This is a genomic window from uncultured Aquimarina sp. (genome assembly GCF_947495315.1).
GTDB lineage: Bacteria > Bacteroidota > Bacteroidia > Flavobacteriales > Flavobacteriaceae > Aquimarina.
Genome location: NZ_CANLYD010000003.1, coordinates 56,022 through 71,163, shown reverse-complemented (window position 1 = coordinate 71,163; position 15,142 = coordinate 56,022). Strand labels below are relative to the sequence as shown.

General features: G+C 32.4%; 14 protein-coding genes. 8 read left to right on the top strand and 6 right to left on the bottom strand.

What is annotated here, in order from left to right:
• Positions 1 to 93: 93 nt before the first annotated feature.
• Positions 94 to 786, bottom strand: coding sequence for a uracil-DNA glycosylase family protein (locus tag Q0910_RS06160; protein ID WP_299213635.1), 693 nt, complete (start codon positions 784 to 786; stop codon positions 94 to 96).
• 550 nt (positions 787 to 1,336) lie between these two features.
• Between Q0910_RS06160 and Q0910_RS06155 the strand changes: the two genes are divergently transcribed.
• The 8 genes from Q0910_RS06155 (at position 1,337) to Q0910_RS06120 (ending at position 8,697) form a co-directional block, all read left to right on the top strand.
• A complete protein-coding gene (locus Q0910_RS06155; protein ID WP_299213633.1) occupies positions 1,337 to 2,011 on the top strand; it encodes a hypothetical protein in 675 nt (224 codons plus the stop codon).
• Between the two features lie 190 nt (positions 2,012 to 2,201).
• A complete protein-coding gene (locus Q0910_RS06150; protein ID WP_299213631.1) occupies positions 2,202 to 2,732 on the top strand; it encodes a hypothetical protein in 531 nt (176 codons plus the stop codon).
• 202 nt (positions 2,733 to 2,934) lie between these two features.
• Entirely contained in the window at positions 2,935 to 3,753 is an 819-nt protein-coding gene (locus Q0910_RS06145; protein WP_299213629.1) for a hypothetical protein, read from the top strand.
• Positions 3,754 to 4,006: 253 nt separating this feature from the next.
• Positions 4,007 to 5,695, top strand: a complete 1,689-nt coding sequence (locus Q0910_RS06140) for a hypothetical protein (RefSeq protein ID WP_299213627.1) — start codon at positions 4,007 to 4,009, stop codon at positions 5,693 to 5,695.
• 235 nt (positions 5,696 to 5,930) lie between these two features.
• Positions 5,931 to 6,686 carry a hypothetical protein gene (locus Q0910_RS06135; RefSeq protein ID WP_299213625.1) on the top strand — a complete coding sequence of 252 codons (756 nt, stop codon included), beginning with the start codon at positions 5,931 to 5,933 and terminating at the stop codon, positions 6,684 to 6,686.
• 203 nt (positions 6,687 to 6,889) lie between these two features.
• On the top strand, positions 6,890 to 7,306 hold the full coding sequence (locus Q0910_RS06130) for a hypothetical protein (protein ID WP_299213623.1): 417 nt from the start codon (positions 6,890 to 6,892) through the stop codon (positions 7,304 to 7,306).
• A gap of 184 nt (positions 7,307 to 7,490) precedes the next feature.
• Positions 7,491 to 7,955: a GNAT family N-acetyltransferase gene (locus tag Q0910_RS06125; protein WP_299213621.1), complete on the top strand. Its 465-nt coding sequence runs from the start codon at positions 7,491 to 7,493 to the stop codon at positions 7,953 to 7,955.
• Positions 7,956 to 8,244: 289 nt separating this feature from the next.
• Positions 8,245 to 8,697, top strand: a complete 453-nt coding sequence (locus tag Q0910_RS06120) for a hypothetical protein (RefSeq protein WP_299213619.1) — start codon at positions 8,245 to 8,247, stop codon at positions 8,695 to 8,697.
• Positions 8,698 to 9,216: 519 nt separating this feature from the next.
• Here Q0910_RS06120 and Q0910_RS06115 read toward each other — a convergent pair.
• The 5 genes from Q0910_RS06115 to Q0910_RS06095 all read right to left on the bottom strand — a co-directional run bounded on the left by Q0910_RS06115 (position 9,217) and on the right by Q0910_RS06095 (position 14,973).
• Positions 9,217 to 10,875 carry an MBOAT family O-acyltransferase gene (locus Q0910_RS06115; RefSeq protein ID WP_299213617.1) on the bottom strand — a complete coding sequence of 553 codons (1,659 nt, stop codon included), beginning with the start codon at positions 10,873 to 10,875 and terminating at the stop codon, positions 9,217 to 9,219.
• Positions 10,868 to 12,145, bottom strand: coding sequence for a GDSL-type esterase/lipase family protein (locus Q0910_RS06110; protein WP_299213615.1), 1,278 nt, complete (start codon positions 12,143 to 12,145; stop codon positions 10,868 to 10,870). The genes Q0910_RS06115 and Q0910_RS06110 overlap by 8 nt, the downstream gene beginning before the upstream one ends.
• Positions 12,135 to 13,622, bottom strand: a complete 1,488-nt coding sequence (locus Q0910_RS06105; RefSeq protein ID WP_299213613.1) for a lipase — start codon at positions 13,620 to 13,622, stop codon at positions 12,135 to 12,137. Before Q0910_RS06105 ends, Q0910_RS06110 begins: the two co-directional genes overlap by 11 nt.
• Before the next feature lie 193 nt (positions 13,623 to 13,815).
• The gene (locus Q0910_RS06100; protein ID WP_298543628.1) at positions 13,816 to 14,079 is read right to left on the bottom strand and encodes a hypothetical protein; all 264 of its coding nucleotides are present in this window, start codon (positions 14,077 to 14,079) and stop codon (positions 13,816 to 13,818) included.
• Between the two features lie 183 nt (positions 14,080 to 14,262).
• Positions 14,263 to 14,973 carry a hypothetical protein gene (locus tag Q0910_RS06095; protein ID WP_299213611.1) on the bottom strand — a complete coding sequence of 237 codons (711 nt, stop codon included), beginning with the start codon at positions 14,971 to 14,973 and terminating at the stop codon, positions 14,263 to 14,265.
• Positions 14,974 to 15,142 lie beyond the last annotated feature (169 nt).

The following is a 15,142-nucleotide window of genomic DNA, read 5'->3' as shown; positions in this document are numbered from 1 at the left end:
ATGATGTATGCTATGCTTAAGCATACTACAATTTACTGCATATCACGATGAAATGAAATAGGGGTTTATACGGGAAATTAAGGGAAAATGCAGTTAAAAAAATTCTTGATACTGCATCACTCTAAAATCTATAGTATTAAATGCTGGGTTTTGATTTTTTAAGTCTTTATAGGATTGTAAACTTCCTATAGATCTATTAGCTGCACCAGATGGTGCTGTTAGAGACACTGTTTGTATGATTCTGTTTGAATGGTCTCTCGACTCCGCTCGAGATGACGGTTTTGAAGGAAGTACGAATTGATGTATTCTGGGAATGTCATTCGACACCAATTCAAATTGTAATTGGTAATCTTTAAGATGTTTTCTAAAGAAATATTCTGGCCCGTTTTTACTATTACCACCTGTAAATAAAAGTGTATCGATTTTAGGGTATTGCTGTAAATATGATACCACATCTCTTAATTGTATGTGTTGCATTCCTAGATCCGAAGCATCAATTTTATCTCGTTTACAACTATGGACAATATCACAAACTCCTATCCCACGAGAAGTTAAGAAATTCTTACGTTGCGCTACAGCTTCCTGAGTGGTTTCGAATTTTAGTTTTAAATCAAAAATACGATCCAACACCGGCCATAGTAATCCACTGATACTGCCATAACAAAAATCAACGTCTCCTTCTTTTAGTTCTCCCGAAGTAAATCGCGGAGGTGGCAAGGTTCCTACTATGAGTTTAGTAGCTCCTTCTGGAAAAAAAGGTTCGTATGGATGGGTGTGATGGAACAAGGTAAATTTTGATTTATGAATTACGATTTACGAAGGTAGTAAGATTTTTAAGATAGTAGTTCGTATTAAGTAGTAAGGAGTTAATGAGGGCTGAGTCTGTGAGAAATGAGAAGACAGGAGAAAAGGAGTTAATAAAATTGAGGTTCACCACGAAGCTCGAAATTCCCCCTCCGAAGGGGGTTAGGGGGATGTTATTTATGAATAATGAATAGTAAGTACAGAAGTCTGAGGGTTGAGCGGAGTCGAAACCCGAAACCTAAAACTCGTCAGGTCGAGTGTCCGCCTTGGGCGGATATATCGAGACCCATCCAGCTCTAAATAATCTAACAATCCAACTGTTTAGTATTAAGTAGTTACTACATAGAATCGCTACACAATTTTGTTTTATGGGGAATTTTACGTTATTTTTAGAATCTATATAAAAAATAACCGTAGAATTAAACGTTTATTATACGTTTGTAATCGTTTATAATTGAATATATAAAAGAAATATGCGTACTAGTACGTATATAACCATGTTGTAGCCAATTACTAGAATCTATATTTAATATTGAAAGAAACGTCCGACATATTCTTTGAACACCAAGCTTCCTTATCTAATAGTAAATGGAACATAAATTTGTTTTATGAAAACTCAAATGAAAAAAGTAAAGAAATTAAGCTTGATAAGGATATTAAAATTATTCCTGTAGCTGAAAGTGGAACATTTAATTCTTTAATAAAAATCAATATTGAGGATAAAGAAACTAACGTTGAAAAAAGTTTCATATTAGTAGGAATCGATGGTGCTTTTATTTTATATCCTAAATCTAATAAGGAAAACGAAGGACAATCTATAGCTTTAAAAAATGACAACCTGATTTTAAGCATTGGATTTACCTTAATCTCTATTGATATAACAAATCTCTCTGTAAATTGGAAAATACGACCTGACATTGCAGAAATATTTGAATTCTATGATTTCGAGAATGACTTATTATTAAGAGGTGAAATTGGAATTCATAGAATTGACTTAAATGGAAATATAAAATGGACATTTAGTGCGCGTGATATATGGGTGAATATGGACGGGAAAGAGGAAGTGAAAATTGAGGATAATGGAATTAGACTTATGGACTTTGAATCCAATGAGTACTTTATCAATTTTGATGGACAATTATTAGAAGATAAACCTATTAAGATTGAGGAAACTCAGACTCGAAAATGGTGGCAAAGAAAAAAATAACTGGCTACAACAACATATATGTGATCATAGCAGCTAAGTGACCAATCGAAAGGTTATTGTATATTTATGAAGGCGCAATGCTTGCAGAAAATAAAAGTTAGCAACCAATGCGCAGTTTTTGTCGAAAATAGGGTAACATTTTGCTCTGCTACGACACATATATTAAACGTTGTGAACAATTTATAAACCTATGAAAGTATTATTCATTTTCGTTTTTATTACAAGTATCGTTTTCGGACAAACCAATACAAGGGAATTCGAAATCAGGACTGATATATCTGGAATTGAATACAGAAAGCAAATTAAAAGTGTTGAATTGGGAACGGAAAAAATGGACATAAAATTTATGCGTGAGCACTTTTACATCCCTTATTACATACCTATGGAATTTGTGAACAAAAAATATAGCAATGAAACTATTGTTATCTGGAATAACGAAAACGGTAAAAAGGATTACACCGAAAATTGGACAAATAGCTACACTTATGACACTTTATCGCGCATAACTGAATATTCATACTCAGGTTGTATATCTTGTTCAAGTATGCCCTACAATTACAAAGTAACATACAACCTAAAAGGTCAAGTAGTCGAATTGAAAAACACCATTGCTGAGAAAGAATCATTTGAGTTTAAATATGATGAAAATGGAAATATCAAAGAAATGAAATCCTTATCTTCTAATGGAAAAATTGAAAAAATAATTGGAGCTCTGGAATAAAACTGTTCACAACATTATATATGAAATCAGAGCAAAGTTTAGTGCTAGATCAAAAGGTCATTTCCTTTTTGCAGTGGCGCCAGATTTTTATAAATTAAACAAGAAATAAAAATGCGCAGATAGATCGATTGGTTCAGGCATACTTGCCTTGCTCCGATTCATATATTTGTCGTTGGCAACCATACAGAGAAATACTTATAAAATGCAATTAGTAAAAGTAAATAAAGAAGATTTCAAAATATATAATTGCGATAATGAAGAAACTGAATTTGAATATAATAATTTCAAATATAAATTACGACTGGCTGATCTAGCCGAAATCGGAATGTCAAATTACATTTATTTTGACGTAAAATTCTTCAAAGAAAATAAATTATTGATGTCAGGAGAAATGCAACTACCTGATAAGTATTATAATCCTATTTCACCAAATAAAAAATTCATTTATATTCCAATTAAAGGTGGTTCTGAATTAATCAATCTTGACTCTGAAAAGAAAATCGAAAGTTCTGTAAGTTGGTTTAATGGTAATATTTATAATAGTGATTCTTCCAAAATGATAATCAATGGCTCAACTGAATTTAAAGTAATTGATTTAATAGAAATGAAAGAAATATATCATTCTAATTCTGAAAAAGAATATCTAAATGACGCTTTTTTCATCAACAATGATATAATATGGAGATTTCTAACTAATGGAAAGATAGAAGAACTTAATCTACAGACAAAGGGAATAAGATTAATTTCAATGGAATTACCTTTCGAAAAGTATAATATTGAATTGAGTAGATATCAAAGCTTGATTGTTGAAAAAACACATTGTCTTGGATTGCCAAATGGAGGAATGGCATACTCAGGGAATCTCAATAGCTGGAGTTATTTAAACACAAAAGACAAATTAGTTTTTGAAACTTTAATTCCGACATCGGACATAAAATATAGTAAGAATTACAATCGAGACTATTGTCTTGTAGAATATAAATATGTTGAATTAATAAGTACGGTTGCCAACAATGTATAAGAAAACATAGAGCTTTTGAGGTTAATCAAAAGGTCTTTGTCTATTTGCAAAGTCGCCAACTATAAAATTTGGCATTTTCAACAAAAAAGATAAAAGCAAAATATTATATTTGGCTTAGTACCAATCCGAAACGTATCGCTTATCACCTGCCCTACGTTTCTTATACGAGACGTTAAATCTGCAATCTTCGCTTCGCTCGCTTGCAGATTTAACGTTGTGCATAATAACCACTCAATCGAAATCTAGCTAATTAATGAAATCTGAAGAAGAAAAAGAATACGAAAAAAGAGTAAAAGCTAGAGTTCTAATTTTAAAAGAATATCTTGAAAAAGGCGATAAAAAAATAAATATCGTAAATAAAGAAGATGCAGTAAATTTTGAGGAAAGTTTTCGAAAAATCCGCTTTGACTCAATAGGAGAACCAATATTAGAAACTGTAGATGGTAGAATTAGGTCACTCGCTTTGGTTATAGAGCAAGTTGACCATAGAGACAAAATGAAAAGTGCCATTTCCCTTCAACAAATTCAAGAAGGGTATTTCAATAGAATTGAAGGCAACTTTAATCATTTCTATAAGATAATGCTAGAAAATAATGTTTCACCACATCAAGTGGCAAATGTTATTGCATACGGAGAACAATCAATAGACCATTTAGATGAAGTTATAAGTCCTATTTTAAAAGACCTTGAGGAATTTTGGGAATTGGTTGCAGAATCAGGCTATTTGCACCTTGAAGATGATTATGATTCAATTAAAGCAGTATTTGGTGGAGATTTATTTCCATCTAATGAAGAAAACATAGCTTCCAAATGTGGAATTTATACAGATACAATAATACTTCCTTGCCCATTTATACGGTCAAGACATATGTTTGATGTTTTGGATAAAAAGCAAAGAGTATATTATTTACTAAAACACGCTTTAAACATCTTACAATATAAAGAACTTGCATTAACAGAACTTGATAAACCAATAATAGCAATACTTCCAGACAAAGAAATGATGGATGAATTTGCATATGAGAAAGTATCGAAACTAGGAGAAAAAGACGCACTTTATCACGCTGGAAAAGTTTTCGATAGAAAATTTGAAAGTATAGATGAACTTCTAGATTTTGGAAAAAGCCTAGATACTATAGAAAAAGTCACTAATGAAATAAAAGACCGAAATCGTGTATTATTTGATACAGAGTTTAAAGATTCTTTAGAGCTACAAATAAAAAATCATATAGAAGGTGATTCTGCAAAAGCTATGAGAACCGATAATCCTGGAATTTTAGTTTCAATGATGGGATTTGGTAGAATGAGTGTTTGTAACGAACTACTATTAAAATCATCCAAAGTAGGTGGAATTCCACTAATTGACGCACCAACTTCTTGGGAATATTTCAAATGGAAATTAGAATATGATTCCGAAAGAACTTATCCTGATAAAGATTATTCTAAACTTCATATTGTAAAAGGATTAAATGGTCTTGACAGTTCTAAATTACAATGGATTGGAAAAATTCCACCCAAAGGTCTTATAGAATTAAGAAAAAATGGTGCAATTAATGAAATTAGAGAAATTCTACTAAAAGGGATTGATGAATTAGTAAATGCGAATCAATTTGATTTTACAAGTACATCTCATAAAGTATTTAACAACTTGAATTTTGCATTTAATCAACATCAAGAAAACATAAAAAAATTAACAAATAAAAAGTGGAAAATAGCAGGAAAAGATTTTGGTTCTTGGTTAGTTATGGGTTCAGTTGAGATAGCTTCTGCTTGTTTAGGAACTCCTTTATATGGACTTTCAACAGTAGCTTTAAATCAGATAATTGATGCACCAAAAATAAAGGATTTACCCAAAACGGTTGAAAGCATAAAACAAACTGAAAGAGAAAAAGAGCAACTTAAAAAATCACCATTAGGCTTGATGTTTAATTATAGTAAATAAAAAAATTACTATGCACAAGCCGTATATAATTTATTGCTAGTTATAGCCTACTTACGAAAATACTCGCGGATTTTCTATTCGGTTTTTATTTGCTAAATTAGGTGCTTAACCACGCAACAAACCATATACAACAACGTTGTACACAATTATGAGAAACATCCCTTACTCTTTTTAAACTGTAACAATTTGGTTTAAAAGTACTCTTATATTTAATCAACCTATTAAATATAAAAACATGAATTCTTCAATCAAAAAAATCAAATCGCCTTCTTTCTTAAATCTATTTCTTTTACTGTTCTTAATTTTTTTATCAAGTAATGTTTTTGCGCAGAAAGAAGAACTTTGGTTTGGAACTTATACAGACGACAATGGGAAAGTACATCAAGGAAGGTATAACATAATTAAAAATGGCAGAGCCTTGACTAGTATAATTCTTGCACCTTATGGAAAACCTGCAATGGAACTTACTGTAATTAAAAATGATACTATTCAACGATTTGTTGAAATTTCATGGCCAAATAAACCTAATAGAATTGCAACACTTATTCAATATACAGATGGATATTACGCAGGAAATTTTGAGGATGGGACTAAAATACTTCCAATTGTTATAAAAGAATTTAACTTTCAAGATGCCCAATTACAAGGTAACTGGTTTAAACCAAGTCAAATTGAAGTTAAGATAATTGAGAACACTATCAAACTACTTGACTCTAATGATGTTTGGAATAAAAACGACAATCGAATATGTAATGCTTCAAACATTAATAGCCTATTCTGCGCAATATATAAATCCTCAATCGAAATTGATGGAGAATATCGCCACTTAAGACCTGCTGTGAAATTTATTCGAGATGCTATACAAGAAAAGTATCCTAAAAAATATGACCACGTTTTAGTTGACTTTAATAATGCTAAAGAAATAACTTTAAAAGACTTACATGAAATTTTGAAGCTAGCTAAAGATAATCTAATTAAAGCTATAAAATAACTGTGTACAACGTGTATAATTAATTGCTTTGGTCGTTGCTTATTTGGAAAATTCCTTCGGAATTTTCTCGCGTTCGTTTTTGTTTACTAAATTAGTTGCTGAAACACGCAACTAACCATACACAAGACATTGTAGATAATTCGGTCGATATTTTGAATAGACTAATAAAAAACAAATTAATTCTTTTCCCAACTATAATGATTTTGGGACTTATTCTATTTTATAAGTTTATGACTTATGATAGAAATTATACTTGGTCAAAAGAATATTACTTTGAAATACAAAACATCGTTGGAGATTTAAACTTTGAAATTCGAGAACCAATAAAAATTGACCCAAAAAACGTCCAACTTTCAAAAGAGAAATCAATTAAGCTCAATATTCAAAAAGTATTGAGTAAAGTTAATCTAATGAATTATGGAAGTGAATATGGTGAAAAAATTGTCCTAAATTCAACTAACTCTGACCAAAAAATCATCTTTAAAAGTTGGTGCTTAAGTGATCACTTAATCGGAATTGAAATTGAATATGAAAATTGGGATCCATCTTCATTAGAAAGAATAAAGAACTTGTTTGAAAAGCAATTCTCAAATTATGAGATCATATGGAATGAAATATAAAAACTATCTACAACAACATATATGATGTCATAGCTACTACGTGATCAATCGAATCGTTATTGTATTTTTGGTATGGCGCAATGCTCGCTCCAAAAAAGTTAGCAACCAATGCGCAGATTTGTCCAAAACTAGGGTAACATTTTGCTCTGCTAAGACACATACTTATAACGTTAGTAGCAAAACAATGAAAATATCTACAGCCGAAAAAAAAGACCTCAAAGCAATATTAGAATTGCAAAAATCTTGCTATGTAGAAGAAGCGGAACTATATGATGATTTTTCAATTCCTCCGCTGACTCAAACTTTGGAATCTATTGAACTTGATTATGAAAAAGAAAAAATCTTAAAAGTTGAATTTGATGGAAAAATAATAGGTTCAGTTAGAGCTTTTTTGGAATCTAACACTTGTAAAATTGGCAGACTGATTGTAGACAAGGATTTTCGAAATAAAGGGTTAGGCAAACAATTGATGAATCAGATTGAAAATGAGTTTGACAATGCAAATCGCTTCGAATTATTCACTGGACACAAGAGTGTAAGGAACTTATCTTTATATAATAGACTTGGATATACCGAATTTCGTAAACAACGGATAAATGAAAAACTGGAGTTAATTTTCCTTGAAAAATCTAAGAACTTGGACAAATGAAAGTAAGCCTGCTACTAACACGGTGTATAAAACATAGCTAATAAGTGCTAAACCGAAAGGTTTGTGAGTAGAAATCAACTACCACACACACAAATCCCTTACAACCCAGCTTTATTTAGTCAAAGTCAAACCATCAACTTTCCAAAGATCTAATACTCTAAAAATCCAACTTTCTAAAAAAACTCCAAAAACACTGGTAACAATTCTATAGTTCCATACACAATGGTATAGTGACTCGCTACAAAAGCGAGCACATAATAAGAATACTAATTATAAAAAAAATGAACGTATGGCACAAGAGAACCAAATTAGTGTAGTCATTCCACAAGAAACTATTGATGAAGTAGCCACTAAACTACAAGAATGTAAAACCGCTTTAGCCCCTTTTTTACAGGCGTTAACAGCAAACGAACGATCAGGGCTTTTTAAAATGGGAGATAAATCCTTACCTACCGTACAAAAGGTAAAAGGATATACAGAAACCAATCCGGAGTTTATGCCGGGCTATATGGATAAAGACGAATTCTTAAAAGATGAAACCGTAGTATCCCAATTAACACCTATTGCTAATGTGCTGGAACAATTGTTTTCTGATGTAGATGACACGCGACTATTAGCCGGTAGTGAAGCCTTACAAGCTGCATTATTGTACTACGGGCAGGTAAATGAAGCCAACAAAAAAGGAGTGCCTAGCGCCAAACCGGTTTATGAGGACTTAAAAAAGCGGTTTTCTAAAAAATAATTTTTCGATCAAAAAAATCCGGTAACATAACCAGAAAGATTCGTCCTTGAGTCTTTCTGGTTTTTTTATGAATATCCGATACTTGAAGTTGAGTAAAAAACACTCGACATTGAGTATAAAAGACTCAAGCTTGAGTATAAAACATTCAAATTTGAATATAAATGACTCGAATTTGAGTAAAAAACATTCAAAATTGAGTAAAAAACACTCAATGTTGAGTATTCATGACTCGAATTTGAGAAAAAAACACACGACCTTATTTTGGCAAACCTTCAACTAATTATCAACTTTTGTACTCAGATAACATCTCGATACATCCGCCAGAGGCGGACACTCGATGTGACGTATTAGTACGAATTAGTAAGGAGTTAATGAGTGGTGAGTTTGTGAGAAATGAGAAGACAGGAGAAAAGAAGTTAATGAGGGTTGAGAGTTAAGCGGTCCTACTGAGGCGGACAGGTCTCGAAACTGTCAGTCTGAGCTTGTCGAAGACCAAGAAACCTAATAACAATACGCTTTCTAAAACTGAAAATAAATAAATGGTTGGAAATCGGCAGCATAGGTTTGATAACAGATTATAGCCACAATCGTAGCTATTAATCCTTTAATCACGATATTACTTTTAATAAACTGATCTAGCAACCAATCTTTTGTTTTATAGGGTAGCCAATGTGTAATATATCCGATCAGCATTACAATAAAAACTACTCTATATTCCCAAAGTACGACCAATGCATTCGTCCAATCCATATTGGTCATTATGGATTGATAGAAACGATCGATATGATCCATACTATTCCCTCTAAAATAAATCCGGGTAAATGTGATGAAAATAAAAGTAAAGGTAATCTTCCAGATAGTCGCTAACCATGCGTTGGAGTTTTCATAAGGGCTTATTTGGCGCCAATATTTATAAGCAACAACCCCTAGACCATTAAGTCCGCCCCAGATGACAAATTTCCAAGACGCTCCGTGCCATAACCCTCCGACCAACATGGTGATCATAATATTTACGTTCCTATTAAAATGCCAAGCCAGTTTAGCCGAAAACAATGTTACTATGAGTAACAACCCTATTCCGGCAGTAGCGATAATGGCAATACCAAAGTCTGCGTAGGCAAATGCTCCTAAAAAAGTAAAAACAATAATGAATACGTATGAAAAGATACTTCCGTTACGGTTTCCTCCTATTGGAATATATAAATAGTCTTTTAACCAACTGGATAGTGAGATGTGCCATCGTTTCCAGAAATCTCCACAATGTATGGCCTTATAGGGTGAATTAAAGTTAATAGGTAATTTATACCCCATCAGCAATGCTAATCCAATAGCGATATCGGTGTACCCTGAGAAATCTCCATAAATCTGCAATGAATATCCAAACATTGCCATGATATTCGTAAACCCAGAAAACATCTCTGGAACATCGAATACGCGATCCATAAAATTCATAGCAATGAAATCTGCGAAAAGCATCTTCTTTATCAGTCCTTTGAGAATCATAAAAGTTGCATTGCCAAAATCTTCTTTGGTAATATTGATCTCTTTTCTGATCTGTGGTACAAAATCCGCTGCACGAACAATAGGACCAGCCACTAACTGAGGAAAGAAACTCACGAAAAAACCAAAATCAATAATAGAATTCAACGGTTTTATCTGTTTCCTATAAATATCCACACTATAACTTATCGTCTGGAAGGTATAAAAAGAAATTCCTACGGGTAATATAATAGTATCAACAGTAAAGTAATCCGCATTTGCCCAAGTATTAGCAAACTGGGCCAGATAATTGATGACCTCATAATCTGTATTAAAAAGATTATTATACGATTCTGTAAAGAAGTAGGCGTATTTAAAATAACAAAGTGTTCCTAGATTAATGATTACACTTATTGCTACCAATGTTTTCTTTACTGCAACGGAAGTACTGTGATAAATAGCTTTACCTAAAAAGAAATCATTTACCGTACTGAAAAGCAAAATCCCAATAAACAAACCACTCGTCTTATAATAAAACAATAAGCTAATGGCAAAAAGATACGCACTACGGAGACTCTTTTTACGATATATTATCGCATACAAAAAGTAGATTGCTGCGAAAAATATCCAGAAATCTGCTTGTGTAAATATCAAAGGAAAATCCTCTGAAAAAGAAAAAATATCTTTTAATCTATTCATTAATAATTTGATTCAAAACAGAATTTGGCTCTAACTGTAATTCTTTTTCCCACGAACTAGTCAATGCCTGTAATAGTAAATCTGCTTTAATTCTATATCCCAACTGTGTAAAATGTATTCTATCTCGTGGCATCAATTTATTCTGATACCAATTTTTGGAGGAATTAAAACCTCCCATTATTTCATAAAAATCCCAAACTGCCATCTTATGCTTTTTTGCCAAATCGTAAATAATCTTCTGCATCACTCTTGTTCTAGGATTTGGGAATTTTCGCTTATAATAAGAATCATTAGGCACTGTAAGTAGCACTGCACAATCAGGATTAGCTTTTTGAGCAGTTAAAATAAGAGTTTCATAATACTTCCTATATTCCTCTGGCTTAAAATCAGGATGATATCCATCATTAGTTCCGACAGAAACTATAAACAGATCCGGTTTATAGAGCATCAATTGTTTATTAAAATACTTACATCTATTATAATAGTTAAAACTTGCTCCATTCACCCCTATCGTCGTATATTCTACACCTTTATTGTCATTCATCAATTCCATCCCCATCATTAGGAACTCAGGATTTTCGGGATTTCCTATTCTTTGTACACAAAACTCTAATTCTTCTAATGTTTGTGTAAGTATGAATTCAATAAAATGGGCTTCTTTATTTACTTTGGTATCCGCAATTAATCCTGATTCTTTAAAATTAATTTCATAGTCATCGCTCCAATTATCATAAAAGACTCTGATCCTATTAAAATCATATTGTTGCGCATCATAGCCTCTATGATTTGCTTTGATCTTAATATTAGCAATAGAATCTTTAAAAACAGCACTTACTCCTGCCATTCCCCAAGCTACACTATCCTTTTTTATAGAACAACGATATCCAGCCCAGTCTCCATCATACTCGACATTATAATTGCTGGGATTATTAGTACCGGCAATTTTATATGGATAAATAAACCCGCGTTGACCTTTGGCGGTCGGACTCATATGCTGTAAATATGTTCTCAATCTATTCGAATAAATATCTGCCTGAATATGTGATCCTCCAATATGAAAAACATGAACATCTTCTTCACTTCCATTGACAATGGTATCCAGCTTACGAAATAACTTGGCAAATGATGGCGCATCTTCCGCGAACTTGATTTGATTAGCTTTCCAATTCACAAAAGGATATTTATTCTGAATTGTATCCAAAACATAGTCCTGAGCCAATATTGAAGAACTCACTAAGAATAAAGAGAAAAATAATATGCTATGTCTCATCATTTGGTTCTTCTTTTAGGTCAAGGTATAGGGCTGTAAAAAATAATTCCGAAATAATTTTGGTTCCTTTCCAGGTAAAATGCATATAATCGTTAGCAGTAAGCTTTTCTTCTACCCAAAAAGGCATGGATCCTTTTCCTCCCATGGCATCATACATACTCCAATACGCTACATTATTCTGAGAACAAGTTTCCATTAATTTAGCATTTAGATATGGTAGTAAAGGATATGTTTCCATCTTACCATTTACAGGAAGACACATATCTGTAGGTCCGATAAATATAAAACTTACATTTTTAGTTCTTCGTCTCAACCAGTTTATTTGATTGGTAATAGATTTAGCATAATTATCCACTTTTGTAGAATCCTTAAGATAGGGCATTGTATTACCTCCATACTGCATAATGATGATCTTAGGTTTTAAATTCCTTGTCATCTGCCCATATATAGCAGCATTTGTACTAGAAAAAATCGTTCCTGAAGAACCGCGCATCGCCACATTATCCATCTGTACTCTTGATCCTCCATCTAAGGTTACTCCATAAAAATCAGCACTTACTTTTCCTTCTAACTCAATTTTTAGATTACTTGGAGTGGTATTCGTTTTTATTCTGTATTTATGATATTTCCCATCCGGAATCAAACTATCTTGTTGAATTAACTTTCCGTCATTATACACCGAAATTTTTATTGGAACATTACAATTACCGTAGTGCAATCCAATGCTAGTAAACCTTCTAAATTTAGCATACGCTTTTTTAGATTTACCAATGGTTACTGAAGCCTTCACTAATGGTAAAGAATCTAATGTAACACTATCCGGAAGTGTCTTTTTATGTTCTGTAAATCTAGATACTGACATATATGCCCCGTACTTTCTATGCTTAAATTTCTTTTGTGTAGGATCAAATCTGGCGTATCTGAACCAGTTCTCACTTGGTTTTACTATTGCTGCAATTTGCTTATATACTGGTTTCACAGGAATAAATCCAGGACCACTACCTCCGTACATTCCTTGTAATCTATTTCTAACGTACCCTGTAATTCTATCTCCTTCAATCTGAGAATCTCCATAATGAATAATTCTACAAGATCTGGAAGATAATTTAGCTTTTAATTCGTCTGCAAAATTGGGATTATCGGCAGGATATCTGATCCTTTCAATTCTTGTTGTATCAATTTTGGAAAAATCAGGTCTCTGAAGGCTATCTTTTTTAGCTACTGCATCAGCCGTTAGGGTTTCTGGTTCTATATCCGATTCATCCGCTACAGGCACGACTGTTTCAGTAACTTTAAGGATATCTTGTTTCTTGATAAGAGATGAGTCCTTTTCTAAGGCCAAAAACGTTTTATAGGTAGGGTATTTAAGAGAAACTCCTTCGTAAGAGAAACCATCTTCTTGTATTTGTTCTTTTTGGATTCCTCCTTTTTCGCTTAAAAACATTAACCCAAATAATCCTCCCAATACGAGTATCAAAAACAGGGATATTTGAATAGGTTTGATTTTCAAGACTATCGGGGACTATTGATTTTTGTAAAAATAGAAAGTTTTTGCGAAATGCAAAGAAATTATTAGCCTATAGTAGAGAAAAGATACACTACGTTTCAGTTTATACAAAAAAAGCTGCAATGTTTCCATTACAGCATATTATTAAACTTTGGTGTTTTATTTAGGCAAATATTCCGCCTCCACCTCCAGAACCACCTCCACACTGTCTGGCATTATAAATAATTGCCGGATAATTTAGAAGACAATACTGACTTGCTCCTGATGGTTGTCTGGCAGTAGTTCCCGGACAATTGCAGTTTAATCTACAAGGTCCTAAATGAAAGAATGGATAACAATTACCTCGTGACGAGCCACCGTTAATTGTTTGTTGTTCTTTCTTAGTAATTGCTTGAGCCCCGTTTAGTTTTAAGAGATTTTTAAACATAATAAAAAATGAGTTAATATTTAGTATTCCTTGAACCATTATAAAGGCAATCAAGGTTTTGCCTCTATAAGGAATAGTTTTAATAGACAATCTAACGATTAGTCAAAATGAAATTCCTCATTCTTAAAGATAGTATAATTTGGGGAAAAATCAACCTTCTGCCGGAAGCATAACATTTTATTATTATAAGGAAGACGCTAATTTCTTTACATCGTTAACTACTCCCCTATACTTATTCCGATTGGGTTTAGACATATGCTGGGATTCTAATATGATCTCTTCTAAAATATTTTTAGCTTCTGCAGTTTTTCCTTTCTTATCAAGGAATTGAGCTAAAGTATAACGTTCTTTATAATTAGAATATCGCTGATCGATTGGTTTTAGGTTTTCTTCTGCTTCTTTAGACCTTCCTTTTTCCTCTAAAGCTATACCGTAAAGAAACTGACTTCTGGAACCTCTAAAATCGGATCTGGAATTAATTTGCTCCGCACAAAAAATAACTTTGTCGAATTGATTTGTTTGATGATATCCTTCAAGTAATTTTTTAACAACACCTGTGTCCTGATTATAATTACCTTTTAAAGCAATTTCATACTCTCCAATACCTGAATTATAATCACCCATCTCATAAAAAGCATCACCAAGATATATTCGATTCTGGAATGTATCTGCAAATTCTACTTGTTTCTTAAGATCATTTACTTTCTTAGTAGGATTAATCACACTCACGATCTCATTTTGAACCACATCCAAATCTTTTTTATTAAATACCTGAGTTACCAAATAGATTATACTTCCGATAACCGGTAAAAATAAAATCAAAAAGTACCAATAGTACTCATTTCTGTTCTTAATAGCGTGATAAATACAAAATCCTTGTAAAGCGATGATCAAAAAATATGGCATTTGGCAAAAATAGTAAAACTCTACTATTTTACACTAAAGCTACCCAAAGCCTTGAAGTTAAAAATAAAAAGTTCAAATAATTATCGAAAAGCGTCACATCTGCGATATTCTTTTGAAGTAATTTTGGCCACAAAATGATCCAATTTCATTGTTAAAG

Excerpts from the sequence above, each read along its gene's own strand:
- Q0910_RS06150 (WP_299213631.1), top strand. The coding sequence starts at position 2,202 with ATGAAAGTATTATTCATTTTCGTTTTTATTACAAGTATCGTTTTCGGA.
- Q0910_RS06145 (WP_299213629.1), top strand. The coding sequence starts at position 2,935 with ATGCAATTAGTAAAAGTAAATAAAGAAGATTTCAAAATATATAATTGC.
- Q0910_RS06140 (WP_299213627.1), top strand. The coding sequence starts at position 4,007 with ATGAAATCTGAAGAAGAAAAAGAATACGAAAAAAGAGTAAAAGCTAGA.
- Q0910_RS06135 (WP_299213625.1), top strand. The coding sequence starts at position 5,931 with ATGAATTCTTCAATCAAAAAAATCAAATCGCCTTCTTTCTTAAATCTA.
- Q0910_RS06125 (WP_299213621.1), top strand. The coding sequence starts at position 7,491 with ATGAAAATATCTACAGCCGAAAAAAAAGACCTCAAAGCAATATTAGAA.
- Q0910_RS06120 (WP_299213619.1), top strand. The coding sequence starts at position 8,245 with ATGGCACAAGAGAACCAAATTAGTGTAGTCATTCCACAAGAAACTATT.
- Q0910_RS06115 (WP_299213617.1), bottom strand. The coding sequence starts at position 10,875 with ATGAATAGATTAAAAGATATTTTTTCTTTTTCAGAGGATTTTCCTTTG.
- Q0910_RS06110 (WP_299213615.1), bottom strand. The coding sequence starts at position 12,145 with ATGAGACATAGCATATTATTTTTCTCTTTATTCTTAGTGAGTTCTTCA.
- Q0910_RS06100 (WP_298543628.1), bottom strand. The coding sequence starts at position 14,079 with ATGTTTAAAAATCTCTTAAAACTAAACGGGGCTCAAGCAATTACTAAG.